The organism is Sporosarcina sp. PTS2304, assembly GCF_003351785.1.
Lineage (GTDB): Bacteria > Bacillota > Bacilli > Bacillales_A > Planococcaceae > Sporosarcina.
In genome coordinates this window covers 1517029-1539498 of record NZ_CP031230.1, presented here as the reverse complement: position 1 = coordinate 1539498, position 22470 = coordinate 1517029, and the positions used below count along the sequence as shown (strand labels likewise).

Below are 22470 nucleotides of genomic sequence, written 5' to 3'. Positions count from 1 at the left end.
TTTAATGAAAAACATAGAAAAATCCCGATTACAAAAAACTTTGTAATCAGGATTTGACGGTTCCTGGTAGAGACCCTCGAACCATATTATCGAGGTTATACAGCATGCTTCCGTAATGAAATTTTCTATTGTACAATTTATCATGAATTTGATACGTTGGCAAGACTTGTACACCTTGTGTCGAAAATTGAAAACTGTATACGTTTGTAAGATCAACTTTACTATAGTTTCTAGGTGTAAAGACTTGCAAAAAAAGAAATAAATTCAGCTGTTTTAAAATTATATAACTAATACAGTATCTAGAAAAATATTCAACTATTATCCAGTTGTACATGCTATAGTAACTACATTATAAAGGAGTAGGAGTTGATCACTATGAAAAGATATTTCGCAATAATCGTTACACTTGTTTTGCTGTTAGCGCCAGTACCTAAAACAGAAGCAGCGTCCAAAGTATTTGCAGATGTTCCAACAAATCACCCAAATTACACAGCAATTATGTATTTATTGGAGAATAAGATCATTGAGCCAAATAAGCGCTTTGGTTTAAATGACAAGGTGACGCGAGAAGAAGTAGCGATTATGGTAGCTAAAGCAACGGGACTCGACGGAACGAAGAAGAAAACAAAATTTAAAGATGTGCCTGCAACTAGGTATTCATCGGGCTATATTTACTCTGCGGTACAAGCGAAAATTATTAACGGATATCCAGATGGCACATTTAAGCCAACACAAAAAGTAACGAGAGGTCATATGGCTGCATTTATTGCTAATGGATTTAAATTAACAAAAGAGAAAGACATTCAATTTAAAGATGTGAAAAAAGGTTCTACAGCTTACAATGCAGTTCGAAAACTTGTTTATGAAAGTATTACATCAGGATATCCCGATGGTACATTTAGACCGAACGAAACACTTACTCGTTCTCATATAGCAGCTTTTATCGCCAGAGCAATGGATCCTGCGTTTAGACCTTCTCAGTCAGTGACAGTAACTAGGGGGATTCATTTTGGTATGAATCCTACACAGGTGAAAAGCATCGAATCAAAATCACCGGCAGTATTTGTAGTAGAAGAAAAAGAGGGCAATGCAACAATTTTGATTTATAGTACAACGAAATATAATTACAGCACGGATTTAATTTATTATTTTGAAAATAATAAACTACAATTTATTGGTTATGACTTTATGAATGGAGAAGAGCTGTATCATGAGTCAGACGAGTTGTTTGTGATTTATAGTGAACTTAGTGAAAATGCGCGGCGGGAATTTGGCAAGGATTTTTATTATGAATCGGATAATGAATACTCTTTTAGTTCAGGGTGGGATAAAACAGGATATGTAGTATTATTAACAGTAAATGATGATGAATTAAGTACAACGGCTAATTTAATTTATTTACCTCATTCATTATTGAAATAAAGTCATAAAAAAAGCAAGCTTGTTGATTATTCAAAGAAAGGAATTGCATTTGGAAATGAGATGCAATTGACCGGTAGTTGTGGAGGTAGTATATCGTTTAGGATTCTCTCGAGAGAATCCGGACGCTTTCCAGAGGGGGCGCCCCCTCTGGAAAGAGTATCGTCTGGAAGCGCAAGCCGCAAGACTCTTCAAGTCAACCTTACTCCATCCAACTGCCATAGTTAAAATCGTTATAAACTAAATGAATGAGAGAATTATACATAATATAGTTAATCAATAGGTATGAAAAATTAAATGGATGCTTCATAAATGGATTGTACTGCTGTTTCTAGTGCTTGGTTGAATTCATCATCCGTTTGGTTTGCGTTCAAATCTTGACTTAGTGCGCGTGAAAAACTTGCAATTAGTCCATCATTTGCTTTTAACTTATCATTGGCCACTTCCGTAGAGTATCCACCTGAAAGTGCTACTACACGAATAACACGTGGATGCTCAATGAGTTCTTTATACAAGTTCGCTTGTGTAGGAATCGTCAGTTTTAGCATAACATTTTCATGGTCATGTAACTGATCAATATGCTTTTGAATTTCTGTTTTGAGTAAGTGTTCACAAGCTTCTTTATCTGCACTAGTAATATCTACTTCAGGCTCGATGATCGGCACAAGTCCTGCCGCAATGATTTGCTTGCCGATTTCAAATTGTTGATCAACAATTGCTCGGATGCCTTCTTCATTTGGTTCTTTAATTACAGAGCGCATTTTTGTTCCGAAAATATGGCGTTCCTTTGCGCGTTGTAGTAACTCATCTAAATCATGGATTGGCTTCATTAATTGAACACCGTTTTCTTCTTCTGCTAATCCTTTATCAATTTTCAGGAAAGGAACAATTCCTTTTTTATCTGCTAAGTAATCTGCTGTATACATTCCTTCGATTTCCCGATCCATTGTTTGTTCGAATAAAATGGCTCCAAGAATATGGTTTGCATTAAATGCAGGGGAGGTGATAATCCGTGTGCGCATATCGTGTACGAGCGTGAACATTTCATCTTCAGTAGCGTAACTATCTTCCAACACACCATATGCTAAAAGAGCTTTAGGCGTACTTCCACCACTTTGATCAAGTGCAGCAATAAATCCTTTGCCATTCTTAACTTTATCGAGTTGTTTTTCATCCATAGTTACCACTCCTTAATTATAGTCTGTCTCTTCTGACATATTAGCATAAATTGTTTATCAGGCGTTAATAAATCGCTAATATGTAAAATAGGTCTATTCTCACACATCTTATTATGATTTAAGTATAAATTTAAAATTAGTAGTTAAAAAGGCGTGTTATATGATATAATAAATATAATATTTCGTCTATGAATCATTGATAAGATAACGTAAAGAGAGAAATGATTGAATGTAATATAGAGGAGTTGTGATATGAGAAAAACGTATATAATCTTACCCATTTTACTGCTAATTTTGCTATTGCCTTTTGGATTATGGTTCATTGGAAAGAGTCAATCTTTACATATAGCGATTATAAATAAAGTTGCTGTAGATGAGTCATATGAAGATCATAGAGGAATTACATGGGCACTGAATCATTTTAAAGTGAAAACACCTGCTAATAAAATTTTTGATCCTTCGCGTGACTTCTACGGTGCATTTATAGATGAAGAGAACGACAAAGATTTTTATCCGTTACTAAATGACTACACAAAAATGGATGTTATTTATTTGGCAAATACGGTAAAGAACTCTTCTATAACGACTGACAGCAAAGAAAGTGGAGGGTTAGACGAATTAGAATGGCAAAGAATCTTAAGACGTCTGGAAACAAAGGAACCTTCACTCTTTATAGCAGAATCCAATACGATCTCATCTCCAACTTCCGAAAAAGTTCGTACTCTCGTAACGAAGCAAATGGGAGTCGATTGGACTGGCTGGAAAGGACGTTATTTCGAAGTAGCAAATCCCCAAAAAAATAAGGAGATTCCCGAATGGATACGAAAAAAATATAATGATCAATGGATATATGAGGGAGCAGGATTTCTATTGATTAATGAAGAGAAAGGTTCAGTTGTCTTATTGGAGATGGACAAGCACGTTTCTAGCGGAGAAATTGACGTAATGTTTACTGATAAAGCGAAAGAAGTATACAACATAACGGGCTCACATCCATATAACTCATGGTTCGATATTGTTACTCCAGCTAAAGACGGGCAATCAATTGCTCGCTATGATTGGTCTTTAACAGAGGAAGGAAAACAAATGCTAGAGAAAAAAGGAATTCCTGCTCAATTTGATGCTGTTATCCAAAAAAGGAAGGGTCTTTCTGAAAATTTATATTTCGCAGGGAATTTTAATCGCTTGGAACAGACACCTCATTTGTACAAAGCAAGGGGAATTGAACACATCTACAAGCTATTAAATAGAACATCCGATGACTCTTTTTATTGGTCAACGTTCATACCTATGATGAAAGCTATACTTAATCAATTTGGTAAAACGGAAGAAGTACTAACAAAAGAGCCGATTCAAACAGGGGTGAAAATGGATTCCAGAATTAATGAAGGATATCTTGAAGTGTTGCAAAATGGTGAATGGACACCAATGACGATAAAAGGGGTAAACATTGGTATGGGCAAGCCAGGGGCGTTTCCTGGAGAGGCAGCGATTACAGAAGAAGAATATTATCGCTGGTTTCAACAAATTGGCGAGATGAATTCCAATACGATTCGAGTGTACACATTACATCCGCCTGGTTTTTATCATGCGTTAAAAACATATAATGAAGGTCATGATCAACCGCTATATGTCATGCATGGTGTGTGGATTAATGAAGAAAATTTAGAAGAGTCATTAGATGCGTTTGAAAAGGAAAACTTGGAAGACTTCCGTAAAGAGATGAAACAATTGGTAGATGTCATTCATGGCGATGCAAATGTACCGCCACGTCCTGGTCATGCATCGGGTATATATAATTCAGATATTTCCAAGTGGGTAACAGCCTGGATGATAGGGATAGAATGGTATCCATTTATGGTAGAGAATACAAATAAAATTCATTCGTCTCTCGGTGAATATGAAGGGAAGTACTTTGAAACAAAGAGTGCGCAGGCGTTTGAATACTGGTTGGCAGAGCAGATGGATATTTTAGTCACATATGAAATGGACAACTACAATCAAATCCGGCCGATGAGTTTTGTGAACTGGGTAACGACAGATCCATTGCATCATCCGTCTGATGCGTCGGGTCAAGAAGATATCGTTTCTGTTAATCCTAATTTAATTTACACACGTGGTGAAATGGAAAATGCAGGTCAGTTCGCTTCTTATCACGTCTATCCTTATTATCCCGATTTTATTAACTACGAGAAAACGTACCGAGAGTATATTGATTTTAGAGGTAAGAAAAATAACTATGCAGCCTATTTAAAAGACTTACATGCAGCTCATCGCATGCCGGTGCTAATAGCAGAATTCGGAATTCCAGCTTCTCGCGGTAAAGCACATGAAAACCCTTCTGGTTGGAATCAAGGTTTTATGTCTGAAATTCAGCAAGGAGAAACTTTAACCCATTTATATGAGGATATACTTCATGAGCAAATGATGGGGGGATTGGTGTTTTCTTGGCAAGATGAATGGTTTAAACGCACATGGAATACGTCCGACTATGACAATCCCGACAGACGTCCGTTCTGGTCAAACATTCAGACAAATGAACAAAAGTTTGGATTGATGAGTTTTGAATCATTAAAAATTAAAATTGATGGCACTAAAGAAGATTGGCCGAAATCGCCTATTTATGAGAAAAAGCAAGGGCCGTTAAAAGGACTATATGTTGATCACGACGAAACGTATTTATATATCCGTTTGGATTATGACGAAGAAAAAGTAAATACTAACGAGTTTCCGATAATTGTTTTTGATACAATCCCTGAGATTGGTAATAAGGAAATTGAACGTGTGAATGGTATACGTTTTAGTAATGGATTAGAATTTATAGCGAAAATAACAGGAAATAATTCGCGCATGCTAATTAATCCCCATTATGATTTATTTCATTATGATTATGGAAAAGATGTAGGTTTCGTTCCAGATCCTGCGAAAAAAGATTTGACTGGACAGTTTGTACCTATGCATTACGCGTTAAATAAAAAATATTTAATTAAGAACGAAGATATTTTAATTCCATTTAGTTCCTACGAAACAGGCAAATTAAAAGAAGGTAATGGAAATCCGGAATCTCCTGTATACGATTCGTTGACAGACTACCGCATGAAAGATGGATTATTAGAGTTACGTATACCATGGATGTTACTGCAGGCAAAAGATCCAAGTAAGAAAGAATTTACAGGAGATCTTGCTATTGATGGAGTAAAGTCAAGCGTATTCATTGATGGTATTCAAATCGGTGCGTTGCTCACTACAAAAGATGGCAATGTACTCGATTCATTTCCCGAAATTGATCGAAAAAAAGTGAATCCATTAAAAAGTTATACGTGGAATAATTGGCAGGAGCCTACTCATGAAGAACGTTTGAAACAATCTTATGATTATTTGCAAAAAGCATTCGAGAGAAAGTAATTATTAAATAAGGTGTGAATATAACATACAAAAGCGTAAAGGCTCCTTCATCCTTTACGCTTTTTCGTGTTGCTGTTAGTAACTGCTTTTGGAACGTATGAATGTAGCAGAACGGAAAAAAGCGACAAGCAAAGATATGCTGCTAAAGTTGCGCTTATGCTTACGTAAAACATTTTTAAACTAATATAAGGTGTATTATTGCAATCTATTATTTCCCTTTAAATATAGGTTTGCGTTTTTCGGCAAATGCTTTTAGCGCTTCTATTCGGTCTTCTGTCGGCAAAGTTATTTCGTATGCTTTTCTTTCAATCGCAAGTCCAGTATGTAAGTCGGTATTCATCCCTTGTTTAATAGAAAATTTTGCTTGTTGAATCGCGATAGGTGCATTCGCGAGTAAAGATTGTAAAAGAGTATCTACTTTATTATCTAGTTGATCAGCAGATGTTATTTGTGTTACTACCCCGTAATCTAGAGCTTCTTGTGCTGTCATTCTTTTTGCGGTTAAAATAAGCTCTAAAGCTTTTGACTCGCCAATTAAACGAGGAAGTCTTTGTGTACCCCCAGCTCCCGGAATAATTCCAAGCCCAGTTTCTGTCAATCCTAAAATGGCAGATTCTGACGCAACCCGAAAATCACAAGCTAATGCAAGCTCCATCCCACCTCCTAATGCAATACCATTAATAGCGGCAATAGTCGGTTGAGGTAAATGATCTATTAATATAAATACTTCACCGATCTTATTAACATTACGACGTACTTGTGCTTCTGTTAATGTTTTACGTTCTTTTAAATCAGCACCAGCACTAAAAGCCTTTTCTCCGTTCCCTCTGAACACAACTGCACGAATGCTCGAGTCTATTCGAATGTCTTCAAGTACTTGTTCTAACTCACAAAGTAGTTGAAAGTTCAATGCGTTCATCGCGGATGGACGATTCAACGTTACATAAGCTACCGAATTTTCTAATACATAATTAATATTTTGCATAATTCAAACAACCTTTCACTTGATCATATTTAATGCATAATATAGCACGTGTCGAAAAAATTGTGAACATTAAAGTGATATTATTAAATATCGTCTTTTAAATATCACTTTAATTTTAGTTATCTTTATTAATAATAATAATAATTAATAGGATTCTGATAATTCTATATTGACATTCTTACTTAGCACCGGTATATTATTTCTATAAGCGGATTACATTTCCGTATAGGGAATGATTATTTGGGAATAGTATATAAATTTTTAGCAACTTAAGGAGGAAAATCATATGAATATTATCGAAAGTATGGAGAAACTAATCATCACAGTTGCTCCAACTGGAATTAGCACAACAAGGCAAAAAACTCCTTACGTGCCAATCACTCCTAAAGAAATCGCAGAAGAAGTATATCGCTCGTATCAGGAAGGAGCGGCAATCGCTCATATACATGTGAGAGAAGCGGATGGATCACCTTCAATGGATGTCAATTTATATCGTGAAACCGTGGAACGCGTTAAAGAAAAATGTGATGACATCATTATTAGCCTAACCTCTTCAGGTAAACATGGTATTACGGATGAAGAAAGAATGGCTTTTTGTGAATTAGAGCCGGATTTTGCTTCTTTGGATACCGGTTCGTTAAATTTAGGGGAAATAGTTTTTATGAATAGCCCCCAAACTTTACGGAAATTAGCTGGTAGTATGCAAAAACATCATATCCGTCCCGAAATTGAAGTTTTTCATACTGGGATGATTCATAACGCATTAAAGCTTGCAGATGAAGGATTGATTGATAAACCCTATCATTTTCAACTTGTCTTAGGATCTGATGGTGGAATGCAGGCGACACCTAAAAATCTTCTTCACTTATTAGAAACTATTCCCGAAGGGTCTAGCTGGGGATGTGTGGCTTTCCAAAATCAAATGACACTAAATTCGATGACTATTGGCTTAGGTGGCGATGTTCGTGTTGGTATGGAAGACCATATTTACATCCGTCCTGGGGTTTTGGCAAAATCTAATGCGGAATTTGTTGAAAGAATGCGAAATTTATCTTACGAGTTCGGTAGAGAAGTAGCAACACCCGCAGATGCAAGAAAAATTTTGAAATTAAAACCAGCATCAGCTATGAAATTGTGAAAAAATTGAATGCGCTTACAAATAAATATAATGAAATAAGAATTTCAGGTGATTTATAAAATGGAATGTAAAAAAAATCTTGTTCTGCTTCCCGGCCTTAATAATACAGCAGCCATATGGGATGGCGTTGTAAAGAAATTGGATGATGAATTTAATTGTTATCCTATTACCTGCCCACCTATCAATAACATTGATAAGCTCGGTAAAGAATTGCTGAATGAACTACCAGAGTCATTTTACCTTTGTGGTTTTTCTTTTGGAGGATTTGTAGCGCTATCCATGCTTCTCCAAGAGCCTGAAAGAATTGAAGGTTTTATATTAATGGCAACTTCTCCTTCGTCGGATACTACGACTAGAAAAAAAGCAAGAGTTCAAGCTGTTGAGCGTGCAAAAGCGGGAGAGTATGAAAAGATGATTAGCAGTCAGAAAGGCAAGCTCTTTTATAAGGACAATGGTGAGAAACCTGAATTTATAGCTTTACGAAAGAAGATGCAAGAAGATTACGGAGCACATCATTTTATTGCGCATCAGCAAGCGAGTATAGAAAGACCAGATCGTATGTATGCTCTTCGACAGTATAAGGGTCCGATACTCATTATGGCAGGTAGCGATGATCAAGTATTTCCGTCGGATAAAATGCAGGAATTATCTAGCGAAATAAAGCATTCTTATTTTATAGAAATACCAAAAAGCGGTCATATGTTACCTATGGAACAGCCTGAAGAGATAGCAAATGAATTACGTAATTGGATATTCGACATGATCATAAAGAAGGGGTGAATGTTCGTGTGTCACAAAAAATCAAATGTAAGAAAAGTGGAGTTTGAAATCGATCGTGTATCGATTAAAGGAAATTTTTATACACCTGAACATGAACTGCAGAAATATCCCACAATTGTGATGAGCCATGGTTTCGGTGCAGTAAAAGAAATGCATATTGACCGCTTCGCCAAAGCATTCTCCCAGAACGGTTTTGCTGTTTTACTATTTGATAATCGAAGCTTTGGTGAAAGCGAAGGAACCCCACGCCAAGAAATTAATCCTTGGCAACAAATTGAAGATTATCGTCATGCTATAACTTTTGTTTCCACATTAAAAGAAGTAGACGCAGATCGAATTGGAGTATGGGGAACAAGTTTTAGTGGAGGGCATAGTCTAGTGCTCGGGGCAATCGATCACCGTGTAAAATGTGTCGTGTCACAAGTTCCGACTATTAGCGGATTTGAAAATGCAATTAGAAGAAGTAATGGAGAAAAGCAAAAGAAACTTTTTAAACAGTTTGCTGATGATAGAAAAAATCGATTGTTAGGTGAGGAACCTGTCACTTTACAGATTATTCCTACGAAAGAAGGAGAGAGTGCTGTATTTCCTTCACAAGACGCAATTGAGTGGTATTCTGAAGCTTTTGATATAGCGCCTGATTTTGTCAATGCAGTTACGCTACGATCGCTTGAAAATGTACGCGGTTATGAGATATCCAGCTATTTAGAGTTAATAAGTCCAACACCTGTATTGTTGCTAGTTGCAAAAGAAGATTTTATTACTCCAACAGATATCACATTAAAAGCGTTTGAAAAAATTCTTGAACCAAAAAAACTTATACTATTGGATGGCGGACATTTTGATGTATATACAAAAGAGTTCGAGAAAGCTGTACAACCAGCTATAGAGTGGTTTTCGGATAATTTATAAGGAGTGGATAAAATGTTTTCATTTGATGGTAAAGTAGCAATGATTACAGGAAGTACAACAGGAATTGGAAATGCGATTGCACGTCAGTTTTTATCACATGGTGGAAAAGTAGTAATTCATGGCTACAAAAAGACAGTTGAGGATGAAGCAATGATTACAGATTTACTCGAAGAGGGTCATGACGTATTGCTGGTAGATGGCGATGTCACAATAAAAAAAGACGTAGAAAAAATGATGGGAAAAATTGAAGAACATTTTGGCCATATCGATATTTTGGTTAACAATGTAGGCGCTTTTGTGAAAAAAGCAAAATTCGAGGACATTGAAGAGGACGACTGGGAGCGTATTATTGCGGTCAATCTGAAGTCTGTGTTTCTAGTCACCCAAGCGGCGCTTCCTCTGATTAAAAAACAAGGAGAAGGTAGAATTATCAATATTACTTCAAATGTTGAAAGGACAGGAGGCACGCCGGAAGGGGCAGCGTACGCAGCTGCAAAAGGTGGTGTATCTTCTCTTACTCGCTCGCTCGCAAAACAAATGGTTGCTCATAATATTTTAGTAAATGCTGTTTCGCCAGGATTGATTGATACACCATTCCATAACAGTTCTGCACCATTAGATTCTTATGAACATATTTTCAGTAACATTCCATTAAAGCGTTCAGGAACAGCTGATGAAATTGCGGGAGCTGTTTTATACTTAGCTTCTCCTTATTCAAGTTATGTAGTTGGAGAAACTATTGAAGTAAGTGGTGGGCGCAGAATTTCTTAAAAATAATGAAACATAAAAAGGAGAGAAACTATGAAAAAACTATTTATACTTATGCTAACAGCTTTAATGGTCTTGTTAGCTGCTTGTGGAACGAACAAAGAAAATGCTGGAGATGATGGTAAAACTCCATCAGATGGGAAATCAACTTATCCTGAAAAAGATATTGAAATTGTCGTTCCATTTCCTCCAGGCGGTACTACAGACACGTCAATGCGTATTATCGCAAGTGTCTTACCGAAGTATTTGCCAAATAAAGTGAATGTAGTTGTCGTCAATAAACCTGGTGGTACTGGTGTAGTTGGATCAACTACAGTATCAAACGCAAAACCAGATGGTTACCAAATTCTTTATTCAACAGTGCCAACAATTGCTTACCAAAATCTATTTGGAACAGCATCTTATACCCATGAAGATTTTACACCGATTGTTAATGTACAAGCTAGTCAATCAATGCTGATGGTAAGTGAAGATGCTGAATGGGATACATTTGAGCAATGGTTAGAATATGTTCAAAAAAATCCAGGGAAGTTTACCTATGGAACACCTGGAAATGGAAGTTCACAGCATTTAACAATGGAAGCATTAAATATTAATGCGAATATCGATACGAAAATGGTTCCATTTGATGGAACATCTTCAGCATTAACTTCATTGCTAGGTGGACATATAGATGGAATAGTTATTCAAGCACATGAAGTACAGGAATATGTAGAAAATGGTGATCTAAAGCCTATTGTTTTTCTAGGTGATACAAGATATTCAGCATTTCCGGACGTACCTCTCTTAACAGACTTTGGTTATGATGAAGTATTTTCCGATCCATCTTCGGGTGTTTTTGGACCAAAAGGTATGGATGAAGACGTTGCAAAGATCTTATATGAAGCTTTTACTGAAGCATTCAAAGATCCAAAAGTCGTTGAATTCTATGAAGGACTAAAATTAGAGCCAGAAGGTACCGGATTGAAAGATTTTGAATCATTAATTCAAAATAACTATGAGATTGCTAAAAAAGTTATCGAAACGAATAACTTAGGCGCGAAATGATTGTAAGTAAAGTAGATTTGATAAAACTAAGATAAATTTTAAATTGGCATGTGCGTGGGAAATTGGAAAAATTTCTTAAATCTCACTCTCGTGCCTTTTGTCTTTTAGTAATATTAGCTATTGTTAAGGAGGGTATATATGAGCGGTAAGAAATTAACTATGGTTATATTAGTAGTTTTTATTGCAATTGCTAGCTACTATTTCAAACTAAGTAATTCTTTTTTGAAACTTAACGGAGAAGGAAGTATAGATGCGGGCTATTTTCCGAGAATTATTTCAGTAACCTTTATTATCCTTTGTATCATTAGTCTCTTTCAAACGATTAAAGCAAAAGATTATAAAGTAGATTTAGGAAATATTCATTTAGTGCTTATTTCTATCGGATTAACCGTTGTCTACTTCTTGCTTTGGAGTAACTTTGGATTTTTCTATCCACTAACATTTGTTTTCATGTTGAGTCTGTTTATGCTATTTAAGCCACGTCCTATTTTTAGTAAAGGTATTTTCACATTAAGTATATTGTCATTGTCGATGACAATTTTTATTTACTTTGTTTTCGAAAAAGTAATGAGCGTTCAGTTTTAGAGAAGAGAGGCGCATGCTATGACCATTTTTGGATTTGATATTTTAACTTTATTTTCTATTGGCAATTTACTTGCCATTTTATTAGGGACAACTGTCGGCCTCATTTTCGGTGCACTTCCAGGACTAGGTGCCATTATGGCGATGATTGTTTTGCTTCCTTTAACATACAGTATGGAGCCTGTAGCCGCAGTGTTATTATTACTTTCCGCATTTCAAGCTGCTGAGTATGGCGGTTCTATTTCTTCCATTGCACTAGGTATTCCAGGTACTCCGGCAGCTGCAGCTACAATATTGGATGGTAGTGCAATGGCTAAAAAGGGATATCCTGGTAAGGCTCTTGGCTATTCTTTAACAGCATCTACAATAGGTGCATTCGCAGGTGGTCTTGCATTGATATTTTTAGCACAACCTTTTGCGAAATTTGCTTTAAAATTATCTGAACCTGAATACTTCTTAATTGGAATTTTAGGTTTGATTGCCGTATCTATGATTAGTTCTAAGAATGCAATTAAGGGACTTATCTCTATGATGCTTGGATTGATGATCGGCACAATAGGTATGGATATGTTTACAGGTGAACAGCGTTTTACAATGGGACAAGCAGAGTTATTAGAAGGAGTAGGTATTTTACCTATTCTAGTAGGAGTTTTTGCTTTTCCAGAAATATTTAAACTTATCAATTTAGAGCTACGTAAAGTTCATGATGTTGGAAAACAAAATTTAAACACAAAAATTACACTCCGAGAATTACGAGACGTCTCCCAATCCACAATTATTGGATCGATATTAGGTGTTGTTCTAGGGATTTTACCTGGTCTTGGTGCTGTATCTGCATCTTGGTTTTCTTATGTAGTTGCTCAGAAAACATCAAAAACACCCGAGAAGTTTGGAACAGGACATCCAGAAGGAATTGCAGCGCCAGAATCAGCTAATAATGCGACTGTTGCATCTTCAATGATTCCTTTGTTAGCACTAGGAATTCCAGGATCTGTTGCGCCGGCAATTATTATGGGGGCGTTTATCATTCATGGTGTTCAGCCTGGACCTCGTATTTTCCAAAACAACTCAGATTTAGTATACGGCATTCTATTTGGTATATTGTTATCTACGGTCGCAATGTATGTAATGGGACGTTATGTAACATCATTATTTGCTAGAGCGCTAATTTTGCCAAATCCTATCTTAGTACCGTTTATTTACTTGATCACGATTATTGGTGTATTTGCTGCAAATGGATTGTTTTTCGACTTATGGGTAGCTTTGCTCATCGGTGTTATATGTTATCTCCTAATAGAAGCAAAGTTTTCAATGCCAACACTAATCATTGCATTTGTTTTAGCTCCTATTATAGAGGAAAGTTTTAGACGTGCATTAATTATTTCTAATGGTGATTTTTCAATTTTTTATACGAGAATTTACTCCATCATACTGCTTGTATTAATTGCACTGATCATTATTGTCCCAAATATTAACAAGTACCGTAATAAGAAAAAAACTTCATTAAATATTTGACTAAATAAAGATTGTAAAGGAGATGGAAATATGTCGGGGAACGGTAGTGAATTTATAGAGGTACGTAATCCGCGAACAGGTCAAAGTGATTATCAAATAGCTATACCTTCTAAAGAAGAACTACAAGAGCTTTGTGAAAATCTACGGACAAATCAGTTCGCTTGGGAGGCAATGGGTGTCAGCGGTAGAGTAGAAGTACTAAAACAATGGAAAGATTCCTTGCAACTTTCAAGAGAAGACTTATTATCTGCCAATGTAGCAGATACAGGAAGAATAAGGGAAAGTCTTCGTGAAGTAGATAATATATCTAAATGGGTGGATCGATGGAGCAAAATTGCAATTGAACAATTTAAAACATCAACACAGGATACTTCTATATCTACTGTGAAAGCGACAAGTGATTATTCTGCTTATCAATTAGTTGGTGTAATTAGTCCTTGGAATTTTCCGCTATCACTTTCACTCATGGATGCTATACCCGCATTATTATCTGGCTGTGCTGTTGTGATAAAACCTAGTGAAATCACACCGCGTTTTATTAAACCAATGATGGAATCGATCGAGCGTGTTCCAGAGTTAGCAAAAGTAATGCAATATGTTACAGGTGCAGGTGAAACGGGTGCCGAGCTAATTGAACATATTGACATGATATGCTTTACGGGAAGTGTCTCAACAGGTCGTAAAGTAGCGGTTAGAGCTGCAGAGCGTTTTATTCCAGCATTTTTAGAATTAGGTGGAAAAGACCCAGTTATTGTAACGGAGACAGCGGATATTGATCGAGCTACATCGGCAATTCTTGTAGGATCTGTACTTGGAGTAGGACATCAATGTTATTCCCTAGAAAGAATTTATGTAGCAGAATCTATTGAAACAGAATTTGTCGAAAAGTTGACGGAGAAAGCCAATAAATTGAAGCTTGCTTATCCAACTCCAGAAAGTGGTGAAATTGGTCCCATCATATTTGCACCTCAAGCGGAAATTATTAAAGCTCATTTAGATGATGCTGTGGAAAAAGGAGCAGTAATACATTGTGGTGGTGAAATCCAAATTATAGATGGAGGACTTTGGTGCAGACCAACAGTTGTAACGAATGTAACTTCTAATATGAAGCTAATACAAGAAGAAACATTTGGACCAATTATGCCTGTTATTACATTTCAAACAATTGAAGAAGCTATTGAACTTGCGAATGACTCGAAATATGGTTTAAGCGGTGCTGTGTTTGCAGGAACTATTGAAGAGGGCGAGCAAATTGCACAAAAAGTAGATGTTGGTGGTATTAGTATTAATGACACTGGACTTTCACCATTCTTTATCGGTGATGAGTTAGATATGGAAAAGACATCGTTTAAATCTTCTGGATTAGGTGGTTCAAGAATAGGCATATCATCTATTAAACGATTTGTCCGCAGGAAGGTACTTTTCAGCAATCATTCAACAGAAAAATCTGCTTGGTGGTATGAATAATTCATTTCAAAAGAATTTTTTTTGCTTTAACTGTTGCAATTATGCGATAAAAATATTTCGACCATGAAAATCCTTTTAGAAAATCAAAAAAAACAGTGTAATCATTGCATTTGTGCAATAGAAACGTGCATCTGAAGGGGGTGACTGTCGTAAGTAATCAAAATATCGCTGAAAGTGTCGAACGTCGTCAGAATGAGGAAACAGATCATAAACAAAATTATATGAATTTAGACGCCATATTTAATTCTGTGCACAATGGAATTCTTTCTATCGATGTAGAAGGTAAAATAACTGCGATGAATCCTGCTGCTGAAAGAATGGCAAAAACTAAAAAAGACGAAGCCATTGGAAAGTTTCTGAATGAGGTTGTTGCTCCATCAGGTCTTTTAAATGTCATCCGAACTGGTGAACGACATTCTGAAAAGTATACAGTGGGTAATCGTAAATATCTAGCACATCGATCGCCAATATTTGAAGGGAAAAAATTAGTGGGTGCAGTTGGGGTTTTCCAGGAAATCGCGGAAGTGGAAATGATATCGAATGAATTGTCGACTGTGAGGCAATTGGTCGATGAAATTGAAACGATTATGAATCATTCTCAATCTGGAATATGCATTGTAGACTCAGCTGGTATGATTATTCGTAAAAATTTAGAATTTGATCGAATATATTTTACAACTGGTTTTAATCGGAAGCAATCAGAATTCCGTAAAATTGTTTATGACATTATATGCTCGAAACAAGAATACAAAATCACTCAAAAACATCCAGAATCAAAAAAGAAATATACGTTGTCAGGTTATCCGATTTTAAATGAAAAAGGCGTGGTAGAAAGAGTGGTTTTGTTTGTCGAAGAAATTTCGTCAGTTGATGAGTTAAAGTCAAAGCTAGTAACGATGCAAAGACGTTTAGCAGATAAAGAACAACGAGATCCACTCATTTTATATTCCGATTCAATGAAAATTTTACATTCGCAAATGCACCAAGCCTCTCAGACAGAAGTGACAATCTTAATACAAGGAGAACAAGGTACAGAACAAGAGAAAATAGCTTCTACCATTATTGAAATGGGTGATAGAAAAAATGCTCCGTACCTTACTATAGATTGCTCAATACTTTCTGAAAAAGAATTAGACCAAGAATTATTCGGATATTATGAGAGGGCAAATGAACGACAAAATGTAGTTGGATGCTTCGAACAGGCAGATGGGGGTACTATTTTTTTACGTAATATTGATCAAATGCCCATGTTCGTTCAAGTTAAATTGCTTCGACTTCTGAAAAGTCAATCAGTTGAAATGGAAAATACTTTAGAGAGAAAAATTGTCGATGTGCGACTAATTGTTTCTACTCATAAGGATTTAAAAAAATATGTAGCACAAGGAAAATTTAATGAGGATTTATACTACATGCTACATATCGTAACATTTACTATGCCCCCCCTTAGGGAACGTAAGGAAGATTTATCTGAGCTACTACAACAAAAATGGGCAGAACTCACGAAAAGATATAATAAGGATTTGTTGATTGAAAAAGAAGCATTATCCCGCCTTGTTACATATCATTGGCCGGGAAATGAACGAGAATTATTTCATGTGCTAGAACATTTGTTTATTTCTACTTCAAGAAAAATACATGTAGAAGCAGTTGCCGCTTTACTTGGAGATGAGAAACCAGTTTATATCAATAAAATCATGCCGTTACGTGAAGCGGTAGAAGAATTAGAGAAGGAATTAATACAGCTAGCAAGTACAAAATTCAAAACTTCCAAAGAAATCGCTAATGTTTTACAAGTAAATCCATCTACAGTTTTCAGAAAGATAAAAAAACTAGAACTGGAATAATATATTTGTTATTCAAAAGAAAGGGGACAAGCTTTAGTGGTAAAGATTATTTCCCATACAGATGCTATAAATTATATTAAAAACGGTGATACATTGCTTGTTGGCGGTTTTGGTCTTTCCGGAACGCCTTTGAGTTTATTAGATGCAATTGCAGATTCCCCGTTAAAAGACTTGACTGTTGTTAGTAATAATTTAGGTGAAGAAGGAAAAGGCCTTGGTAAGTTATTGTTTAAGCGCCAATTAAAAAAAGCTGTCGGTTCTTATTTTACAACTAACCGGGATGCAGTGAGAGATTGGTCAGCGGGTCTTCTAGAAATTGAACTTGTTCCTCAAGGGACGTTGGCTGAAGCAATCCGTTGCGGTGGGGCGGGTATCGGTGGTTTTTATACGAAGACGGCTGTAGGCACGAAGTTATCTGAAGGAAAAGAAGAAAAAGAAATTGATGGTGAAGTATATATTTTGGAGAAAGCGATTAAAGGCGATGTATCACTTATTAAAGCAAAAAAAGCAGATCAATTAGGAAATTTAGTATATGAAGCGACTAGTCGTAATTTTAATGCTGTGATGGCAACGGCGAGTAGCATTGTTATCGCCGAAGTAGATGAAATTGTTGAAGTAGGTGATCTCTCACCAGGCGATATCGTTACTCCGCATGTATACGTCGATTATATTGTACTGAGTAAGTATGTGAAGAAGGAGGGAAGATATGTCGAGTCAAGCAGAGCGTATAACGATTGCTAAACGGATTGTGAAAGAGCTGAAGGAAGGACAGGCCGTTAATTTAGGAGTAGGAATACCGACATTAATTCCGGATTATTTAGGAGATAAAAAACTTTATTTACAGTCGGAAAATGGATTGCTAGGGATGGGTCCTACACCTGCTGATACTGAAATTGATATGGATCTGATAAGTGCTAGCAAAAAACCTATCACGGCAGACCTTGGAGCGTCTTTGTTTGATAGTTCCGACTCATTTGCTATGATTCGTGGCGGTCATATTGATATAGCAGTCCTCGGTGCATTGCAAGTCGATCAAAATGGAGAAATTGCTAATTGGGCAGTGCCTGGAGAAACAATTCTAGGTGTTGGAGGAGCGATGGATTTAGTATCTGGCGCTAAAAAGATTATTGTTGCAACGCTACATACTGCTAAAGATGGAAGTCCTAAATTAGTCAAAGAGTTAACATATCCTTCTAGTGGTAGCCGTACAGTAGACATGGTTGTAACTGAGCATGCGGTATTTACATTTACTCAAGGACAGATGAAATTAGTAGAAATTTTATCAGATATAACAGTTGATAAATTAAAAGAAATTACAGCTGCTGAATTTGAAGTTGTTACTGCACCAGTAGTAAATTGAAATATTAGAAAAAGGTGGTTAAATTGTGAAACAAGTCACAGTAGTAGGCGCGGGTGTCATGGGAAAAGGGATTGCTTACGCATTTGCAACGGCAGGATATCGTGTGTATTTAAATGATTTAAACGAAGAAGTGCTTGGAAAGGCTAAAAAAGAAATCCACGCGCTACTTAACAATAGTGTGAAAAGAGGCTTTCTAGAAGAACAACAATGCAAAGCGGCTGAAAGGAATCTCTATTTTGAATCAGATTTGTCAACAGCTGCAAAGGAATCAGATCTAGTGATTGAAGCAGTTTTAGAAAGAATGGATCTGAAAATCAAGATTTTTAAACAGCTTGATGAGATTTGTAAACCAGAAGCGATATTAGCTACGAATACATCGACAATGAGTCCAACTGAAATTGGTGCACAAACAAGTCGTTCACATAAAGTAGTTGCTATGCATTTCTTTAATCCGGTTCACAAAATGAAGTTAGTAGAAGTGATCCGTGGTTTGGAAACTTCCGATGATACAGTTAATTTAATTAAAGAATACACAGAATCATTAGGGAAAACAGCTGTGGAAGTTAATGAATTCCCCGGTTTTGTTACTTCCCGCATGAATTGTTTAATCGGAAATGAAGCAATGAATATGTTAATGGAAGGCGTTGCAACAGCGAAAGATATTGATCAAGCAATGAAGCTAGGGCTAAATCATCCAATGGGACCATTAGAATTAGCAGATTTAGTAGGTTTAGATACACGTTTACGCAATATGGAGTACTTATATGCGACTTTAGGAGAAAAATACCGTCCTTGTCCATTATTGACGAAGTATGTAAAGGCCGGGAGATTAGGAAAGAAGAGTGGCAAAGGATTTTATGACTATGAAACTAAATGAAAATTTGAAATCAAAAGGGGATAATAATAATGGATTTTAACTTATCAGAGGATATTCAGTTTTTACAGGAAATAGTACGTAAATTTGTTAAAGAAGAAGTAGAAGCAGTAGCAATGGAAATTGAAGAAAATGATCATATTCCAGAAAGAATAGTAGAAATGTCAAAAGAGATGGGTCTTTTCGGACTCAGCATTCCAGAAGAGTACGGCGGCTTAGGATTAAGTATGGTAGACAAATGTGCAATTTACGAGGAACTAGGTAAAACACATAATGGTTATACCACATTAATCGGCGCGCATACGGGCATCGGAAGTGTAGGGATTGTAGAACTAGGTAATGAACAGCAAAAGAAAAAATACTTACCGAAAATGGCGACAGGTGAATGGATTGGTGCATTCGCACTGACGGAACCGAGTGCAGGATCAAATGCGGCTAACTTGAAAACGACAGCTGTAAAAAAAGGTGATAAATATATCATTAATGGATCTAAGCATTACATAACGAATGCTGTCGATGCACATGTATTTACTGTCATGGCTGTAACAGACAGCTCAAAAGGAGCGAAAGGAATTACTTCGTTTATTGTAGAAAAAGATATGCCTGGTTTTTCACTAGGATCAATTGAAAAGAAGATGGGACTAAAAGGTTCTCATTCTGCAGAACTATTTTTCGAGAATATGGAAGTTCCTGAAGAAAATGTATTAGGTGAAGAAGGACAAGGTTACATTAATGCGTTGAAAATTTTGGCAAATGGCCGTGCTGGATTGGCAGCACGTAATTTAGGTTCTTGTGTAAAACTATTAGAACACTGTATGGATTACACTCATGAACGTGAACAATTTGGTAAACCAATCATCGAAGTGCAAGTGATTCAACATATGCTTGCTGATATTAGTATGCAAATAGAAGTATTGCGTTCTATGACGTATCGTGCAGCGTGGATGACAGATCAAAAAATGCGTGTAGTACGTGAGGCGGCAATAGCTAAATTGTTTGGTTCCGAAGTATATAACCGTATTGCAGATGCAGCAGTGCAAATTCATGGTGGAGTTGGGTATGTTGCAGAATATCCAATTGAACGTTACTTCCGTGATGCTCGAATTACAAAAATTTACGAAGGTACATCGGAAATTCAACGTAATATTATAGCTAGTGAACTTATTCGCGAGTATGCAAAGGGGAGATAAGCAATGCGAGATACTTACATCGTCCACTCCGTTAGAACGGCTATTGGAAAATTAGGAGGAGCCCTTCAAGACGTGCCAGTTGACCACTTAGCAGAAGCGGTAATTCGCGAAGTGATGAAGCGTACAAATGCGGATGTATCGGTAGATGAAGTGATTATTGGTCAGGCGAAGCAAAGTGCAGATACGTCAAACCTAGCAAGACTTGCTACGCTACGAGCGGGTTTATCCGTAGAAATTCCTGGATATACTGTTCATCGTCAATGTGGTTCGGGTCTACAAGCAATTAATAATGCTGATCAGCAAATCAGATTAGGTCTGTCCGATGTAATCATTGCAGGTGGAGCAGAAAGTATGAGTACTGCACCTTATTATTTACGAAATGCTCGCTTTGGTTATAGTGCAGGAAATGGTATGTTACTAGATCCAAATACGGAGAGTCAACCTTGTTCTCAGCCAGTAGAGATATACGGTGATTTAACGATGGGGTATACAGCAGAAAATCTAGCTGAACAATTTAATATCTCACGTGAAGAACAAGATGAATTTGCACTTAGAAGTCAAAATCTTGCAGCTAGGGCAATTAGAGAAGGGCGTTTCTCTGAAGAAATTGTTCCTTTTGAAGTAAAAGGGAGAAAAGGAGTCACTATATTTCGAGAAGATGAACATCCTCGCTCTACAACGATTGAAAAGTTAAGTAAATTAAAAGCTGTATTTAAAGAGGGGGGTTCAGTCACCGCGGGCAATGCTAGTGGTCGGAATGACGGCGCTTCTGCACTTTTACTCATGTCTGAAGAGAAATTGAAAGAGTATGGGTTAAAAGCTGAAGCGAAAATTCTTTCACAAGCAGTTAGTGGTGTTTCACCTGAAATTATGGGAATTGGCCCCGTCACTTCTACAAAGAAAGCGCTAGAGCAATGCGGACTTACGATGAAAGATATTGGTCTTATTGAATTAAACGAAGCTTTCTCAGCTCAAGCTCTATCGGTTATCAAAGAATTGAATATTGATATGGATATTGTAAATGTCAACGGAGGTGCTATTGCGCTAGGACATCCAATTGGTGCGACAGGAGCTATTTTGATGACAAAGCTTTTAGCAGAAATGAAAAGACGAAATGTGAAGTATGGACTTGTTACCCTTTGTATCGGCGGTGGACAAGGTATTACAACTATCGTAGAAAATATGCATTGAGATAAGAAATAGGGAGGAAATTTGATGAATATTTATGTGCTTATAAAAAGAACATTTGATACAGAAGAAAAGATTACAGTTACAAATAGTGAGATTGCGGAAGACGGAGCAGAGTTCATTATTAACCCTTACGATGAATACGCCATTGAAGAAGCAATCCAAGTGCGTGATGAGAATGGTGGAGAAGTTGTTGTTGTAACAATCGGTAATGAAGAAGCTGAGAAACAGCTCCGTACTGCTCTTGCAATGGGCGCTGATAAAGCAGTACTAATTAATACAGAAGACGACTTAGATGAAATGGATGAATTTACAGTAGCAAATATATTGGCAGAATATTTAAAAGATAAACAAGTGGATTTAATTCTAGCAGGAAATGTGGCAATTGATGGTGGATCAGGGCAAGTGGGTCCGCGTGTCGCAGAACTACTTGATATCAATTATGTCACGACAATCACTAGTTTGAAAGTAGATGGCAAAGATGTAAAACTAGTTAGAGACGTAGAAGGTGACTCAGAAACGATCGAGACGTCACTACCCTTACTGATTACTGCGCAACAAGGACTAAACGAACCACGCTATCCATCTCTTCCAGGCATAATGAAAGCAAAGAAAAAACCGCTTGAAGAATTAGAGCTGGACGACTTGGAAATAGATGAGGATGATGTCGCTCCAAAAACGGAAACGGTAGAGATTTTTTTACCACCCGAAAAAGCAGCGGGGCGTGTGCTAGATGGTGAAACGAACGATCAAGTGAAAGAATTAGTTGGATTATTGCGTACAGAGGCAAAAATTATATAAATTAAATAATACGAACG

19 protein-coding genes and 1 riboswitch are annotated in these 22470 nt (G+C 36.7%); of the genes, 17 read left to right on the top strand and 2 right to left on the bottom strand.

From position 1 onward, the window contains the following. Positions 1–23 precede the first annotated feature (23 nt). A riboswitch (purine riboswitch) is annotated at positions 24–123 on the bottom strand. Between the two features lie 252 nt (positions 124–375). Then, positions 376–1422, top strand: coding sequence for an S-layer homology domain-containing protein (locus tag DV702_RS07210; RefSeq protein ID WP_114924161.1), 1047 nt, complete (start codon positions 376–378; stop codon positions 1420–1422). 290 nt (positions 1423–1712) lie between these two features. Here DV702_RS07210 and DV702_RS07205 read toward each other — a convergent pair whose 3' ends face one another. Then, entirely contained in the window at positions 1713–2597 is an 885-nt protein-coding gene (locus DV702_RS07205) for a fructose bisphosphate aldolase (RefSeq protein WP_114924160.1), read from the bottom strand. Positions 2598–2849: 252 nt separating this feature from the next. Here DV702_RS07205 and DV702_RS07200 point away from each other — a divergent pair, with 252 nt between their 5' ends. Further along, on the top strand, positions 2850–6002 hold the full coding sequence (locus DV702_RS07200) for a hypothetical protein (RefSeq protein WP_114924159.1): 3153 nt from the start codon (positions 2850–2852) through the stop codon (positions 6000–6002). A 208-nt stretch (positions 6003–6210) separates the two neighbouring features. Here the strand turns inward: DV702_RS07200 and DV702_RS07195 are convergent, their stop codons facing one another. Then, complete coding sequence (locus DV702_RS07195; RefSeq protein ID WP_114924158.1) at positions 6211–6987, bottom strand: enoyl-CoA hydratase-related protein; 777 nt, start codon at positions 6985–6987, stop codon at positions 6211–6213. A 286-nt stretch (positions 6988–7273) separates the two neighbouring features. Between DV702_RS07195 and DV702_RS07190 the strand changes: the two genes are divergently transcribed. The 15 genes from DV702_RS07190 to DV702_RS07120 all read left to right on the top strand — a co-directional run bounded on the left by DV702_RS07190 (position 7274) and on the right by DV702_RS07120 (position 22453). Next, positions 7274–8125 carry a beta-keto acid cleavage family enzyme gene (locus DV702_RS07190; protein WP_240315696.1) on the top strand — a complete coding sequence of 284 codons (852 nt, stop codon included), beginning with the start codon at positions 7274–7276 and terminating at the stop codon, positions 8123–8125. A gap of 60 nt (positions 8126–8185) precedes the next feature. Then, positions 8186–8905, top strand: coding sequence for an alpha/beta fold hydrolase (locus DV702_RS07185; protein WP_114924157.1), 720 nt, complete (start codon positions 8186–8188; stop codon positions 8903–8905). A gap of 6 nt (positions 8906–8911) precedes the next feature. Further along, a complete protein-coding gene (locus DV702_RS07180) occupies positions 8912–9817 on the top strand; it encodes an alpha/beta hydrolase (RefSeq protein WP_162805743.1) in 906 nt (301 codons plus the stop codon). 12 nt (positions 9818–9829) lie between these two features. Further along, positions 9830–10588 (top strand): SDR family NAD(P)-dependent oxidoreductase, encoded by a 759-nt coding sequence (locus tag DV702_RS07175; protein WP_114924155.1) that lies wholly within the window; start codon positions 9830–9832, stop codon positions 10586–10588. Positions 10589–10618: 30 nt separating this feature from the next. Beyond that, the gene (locus DV702_RS07170) at positions 10619–11632 is read left to right on the top strand and encodes a Bug family tripartite tricarboxylate transporter substrate binding protein (protein ID WP_114924154.1); all 1014 of its coding nucleotides are present in this window, start codon (positions 10619–10621) and stop codon (positions 11630–11632) included. Positions 11633–11770: 138 nt separating this feature from the next. Next, the gene (locus DV702_RS07165; RefSeq protein ID WP_114924153.1) at positions 11771–12217 is read left to right on the top strand and encodes a tripartite tricarboxylate transporter TctB family protein; all 447 of its coding nucleotides are present in this window, start codon (positions 11771–11773) and stop codon (positions 12215–12217) included. 18 nt (positions 12218–12235) lie between these two features. Beyond that, positions 12236–13729: a tripartite tricarboxylate transporter permease gene (locus tag DV702_RS07160; RefSeq protein WP_114924152.1), complete on the top strand. Its 1494-nt coding sequence runs from the start codon at positions 12236–12238 to the stop codon at positions 13727–13729. Between the two features lie 30 nt (positions 13730–13759). Beyond that, positions 13760–15196: an aldehyde dehydrogenase family protein gene (locus DV702_RS07155; protein WP_114924151.1), complete on the top strand. Its 1437-nt coding sequence runs from the start codon at positions 13760–13762 to the stop codon at positions 15194–15196. A gap of 140 nt (positions 15197–15336) precedes the next feature. Continuing rightward, entirely contained in the window at positions 15337–17040 is a 1704-nt protein-coding gene (locus DV702_RS07150; RefSeq protein WP_114924150.1) for a sigma 54-interacting transcriptional regulator, read from the top strand. Positions 17041–17076: 36 nt separating this feature from the next. Then, positions 17077–17781 carry a CoA transferase subunit A gene (locus DV702_RS07145; protein WP_114924149.1) on the top strand — a complete coding sequence of 235 codons (705 nt, stop codon included), beginning with the start codon at positions 17077–17079 and terminating at the stop codon, positions 17779–17781. After that, entirely contained in the window at positions 17747–18400 is a 654-nt protein-coding gene (locus tag DV702_RS07140; RefSeq protein WP_114924148.1) for a 3-oxoacid CoA-transferase subunit B, read from the top strand. The genes DV702_RS07145 and DV702_RS07140 overlap by 35 nt, the downstream gene beginning before the upstream one ends. Before the next feature lie 25 nt (positions 18401–18425). After that, positions 18426–19277, top strand: coding sequence for a 3-hydroxyacyl-CoA dehydrogenase (locus DV702_RS07135; protein ID WP_114924147.1), 852 nt, complete (start codon positions 18426–18428; stop codon positions 19275–19277). Between the two features lie 29 nt (positions 19278–19306). Next, positions 19307–20464: an acyl-CoA dehydrogenase family protein gene (locus DV702_RS07130; RefSeq protein ID WP_114924146.1), complete on the top strand. Its 1158-nt coding sequence runs from the start codon at positions 19307–19309 to the stop codon at positions 20462–20464. Between the two features lie 3 nt (positions 20465–20467). After that, complete coding sequence (locus DV702_RS07125; RefSeq protein ID WP_114924145.1) at positions 20468–21655, top strand: thiolase family protein; 1188 nt, start codon at positions 20468–20470, stop codon at positions 21653–21655. Positions 21656–21679: 24 nt separating this feature from the next. Then, complete coding sequence (locus DV702_RS07120; RefSeq protein WP_114924144.1) at positions 21680–22453, top strand: electron transfer flavoprotein subunit beta/FixA family protein; 774 nt, start codon at positions 21680–21682, stop codon at positions 22451–22453. The last annotated feature ends 17 nt before the right edge of the window (positions 22454–22470 follow it).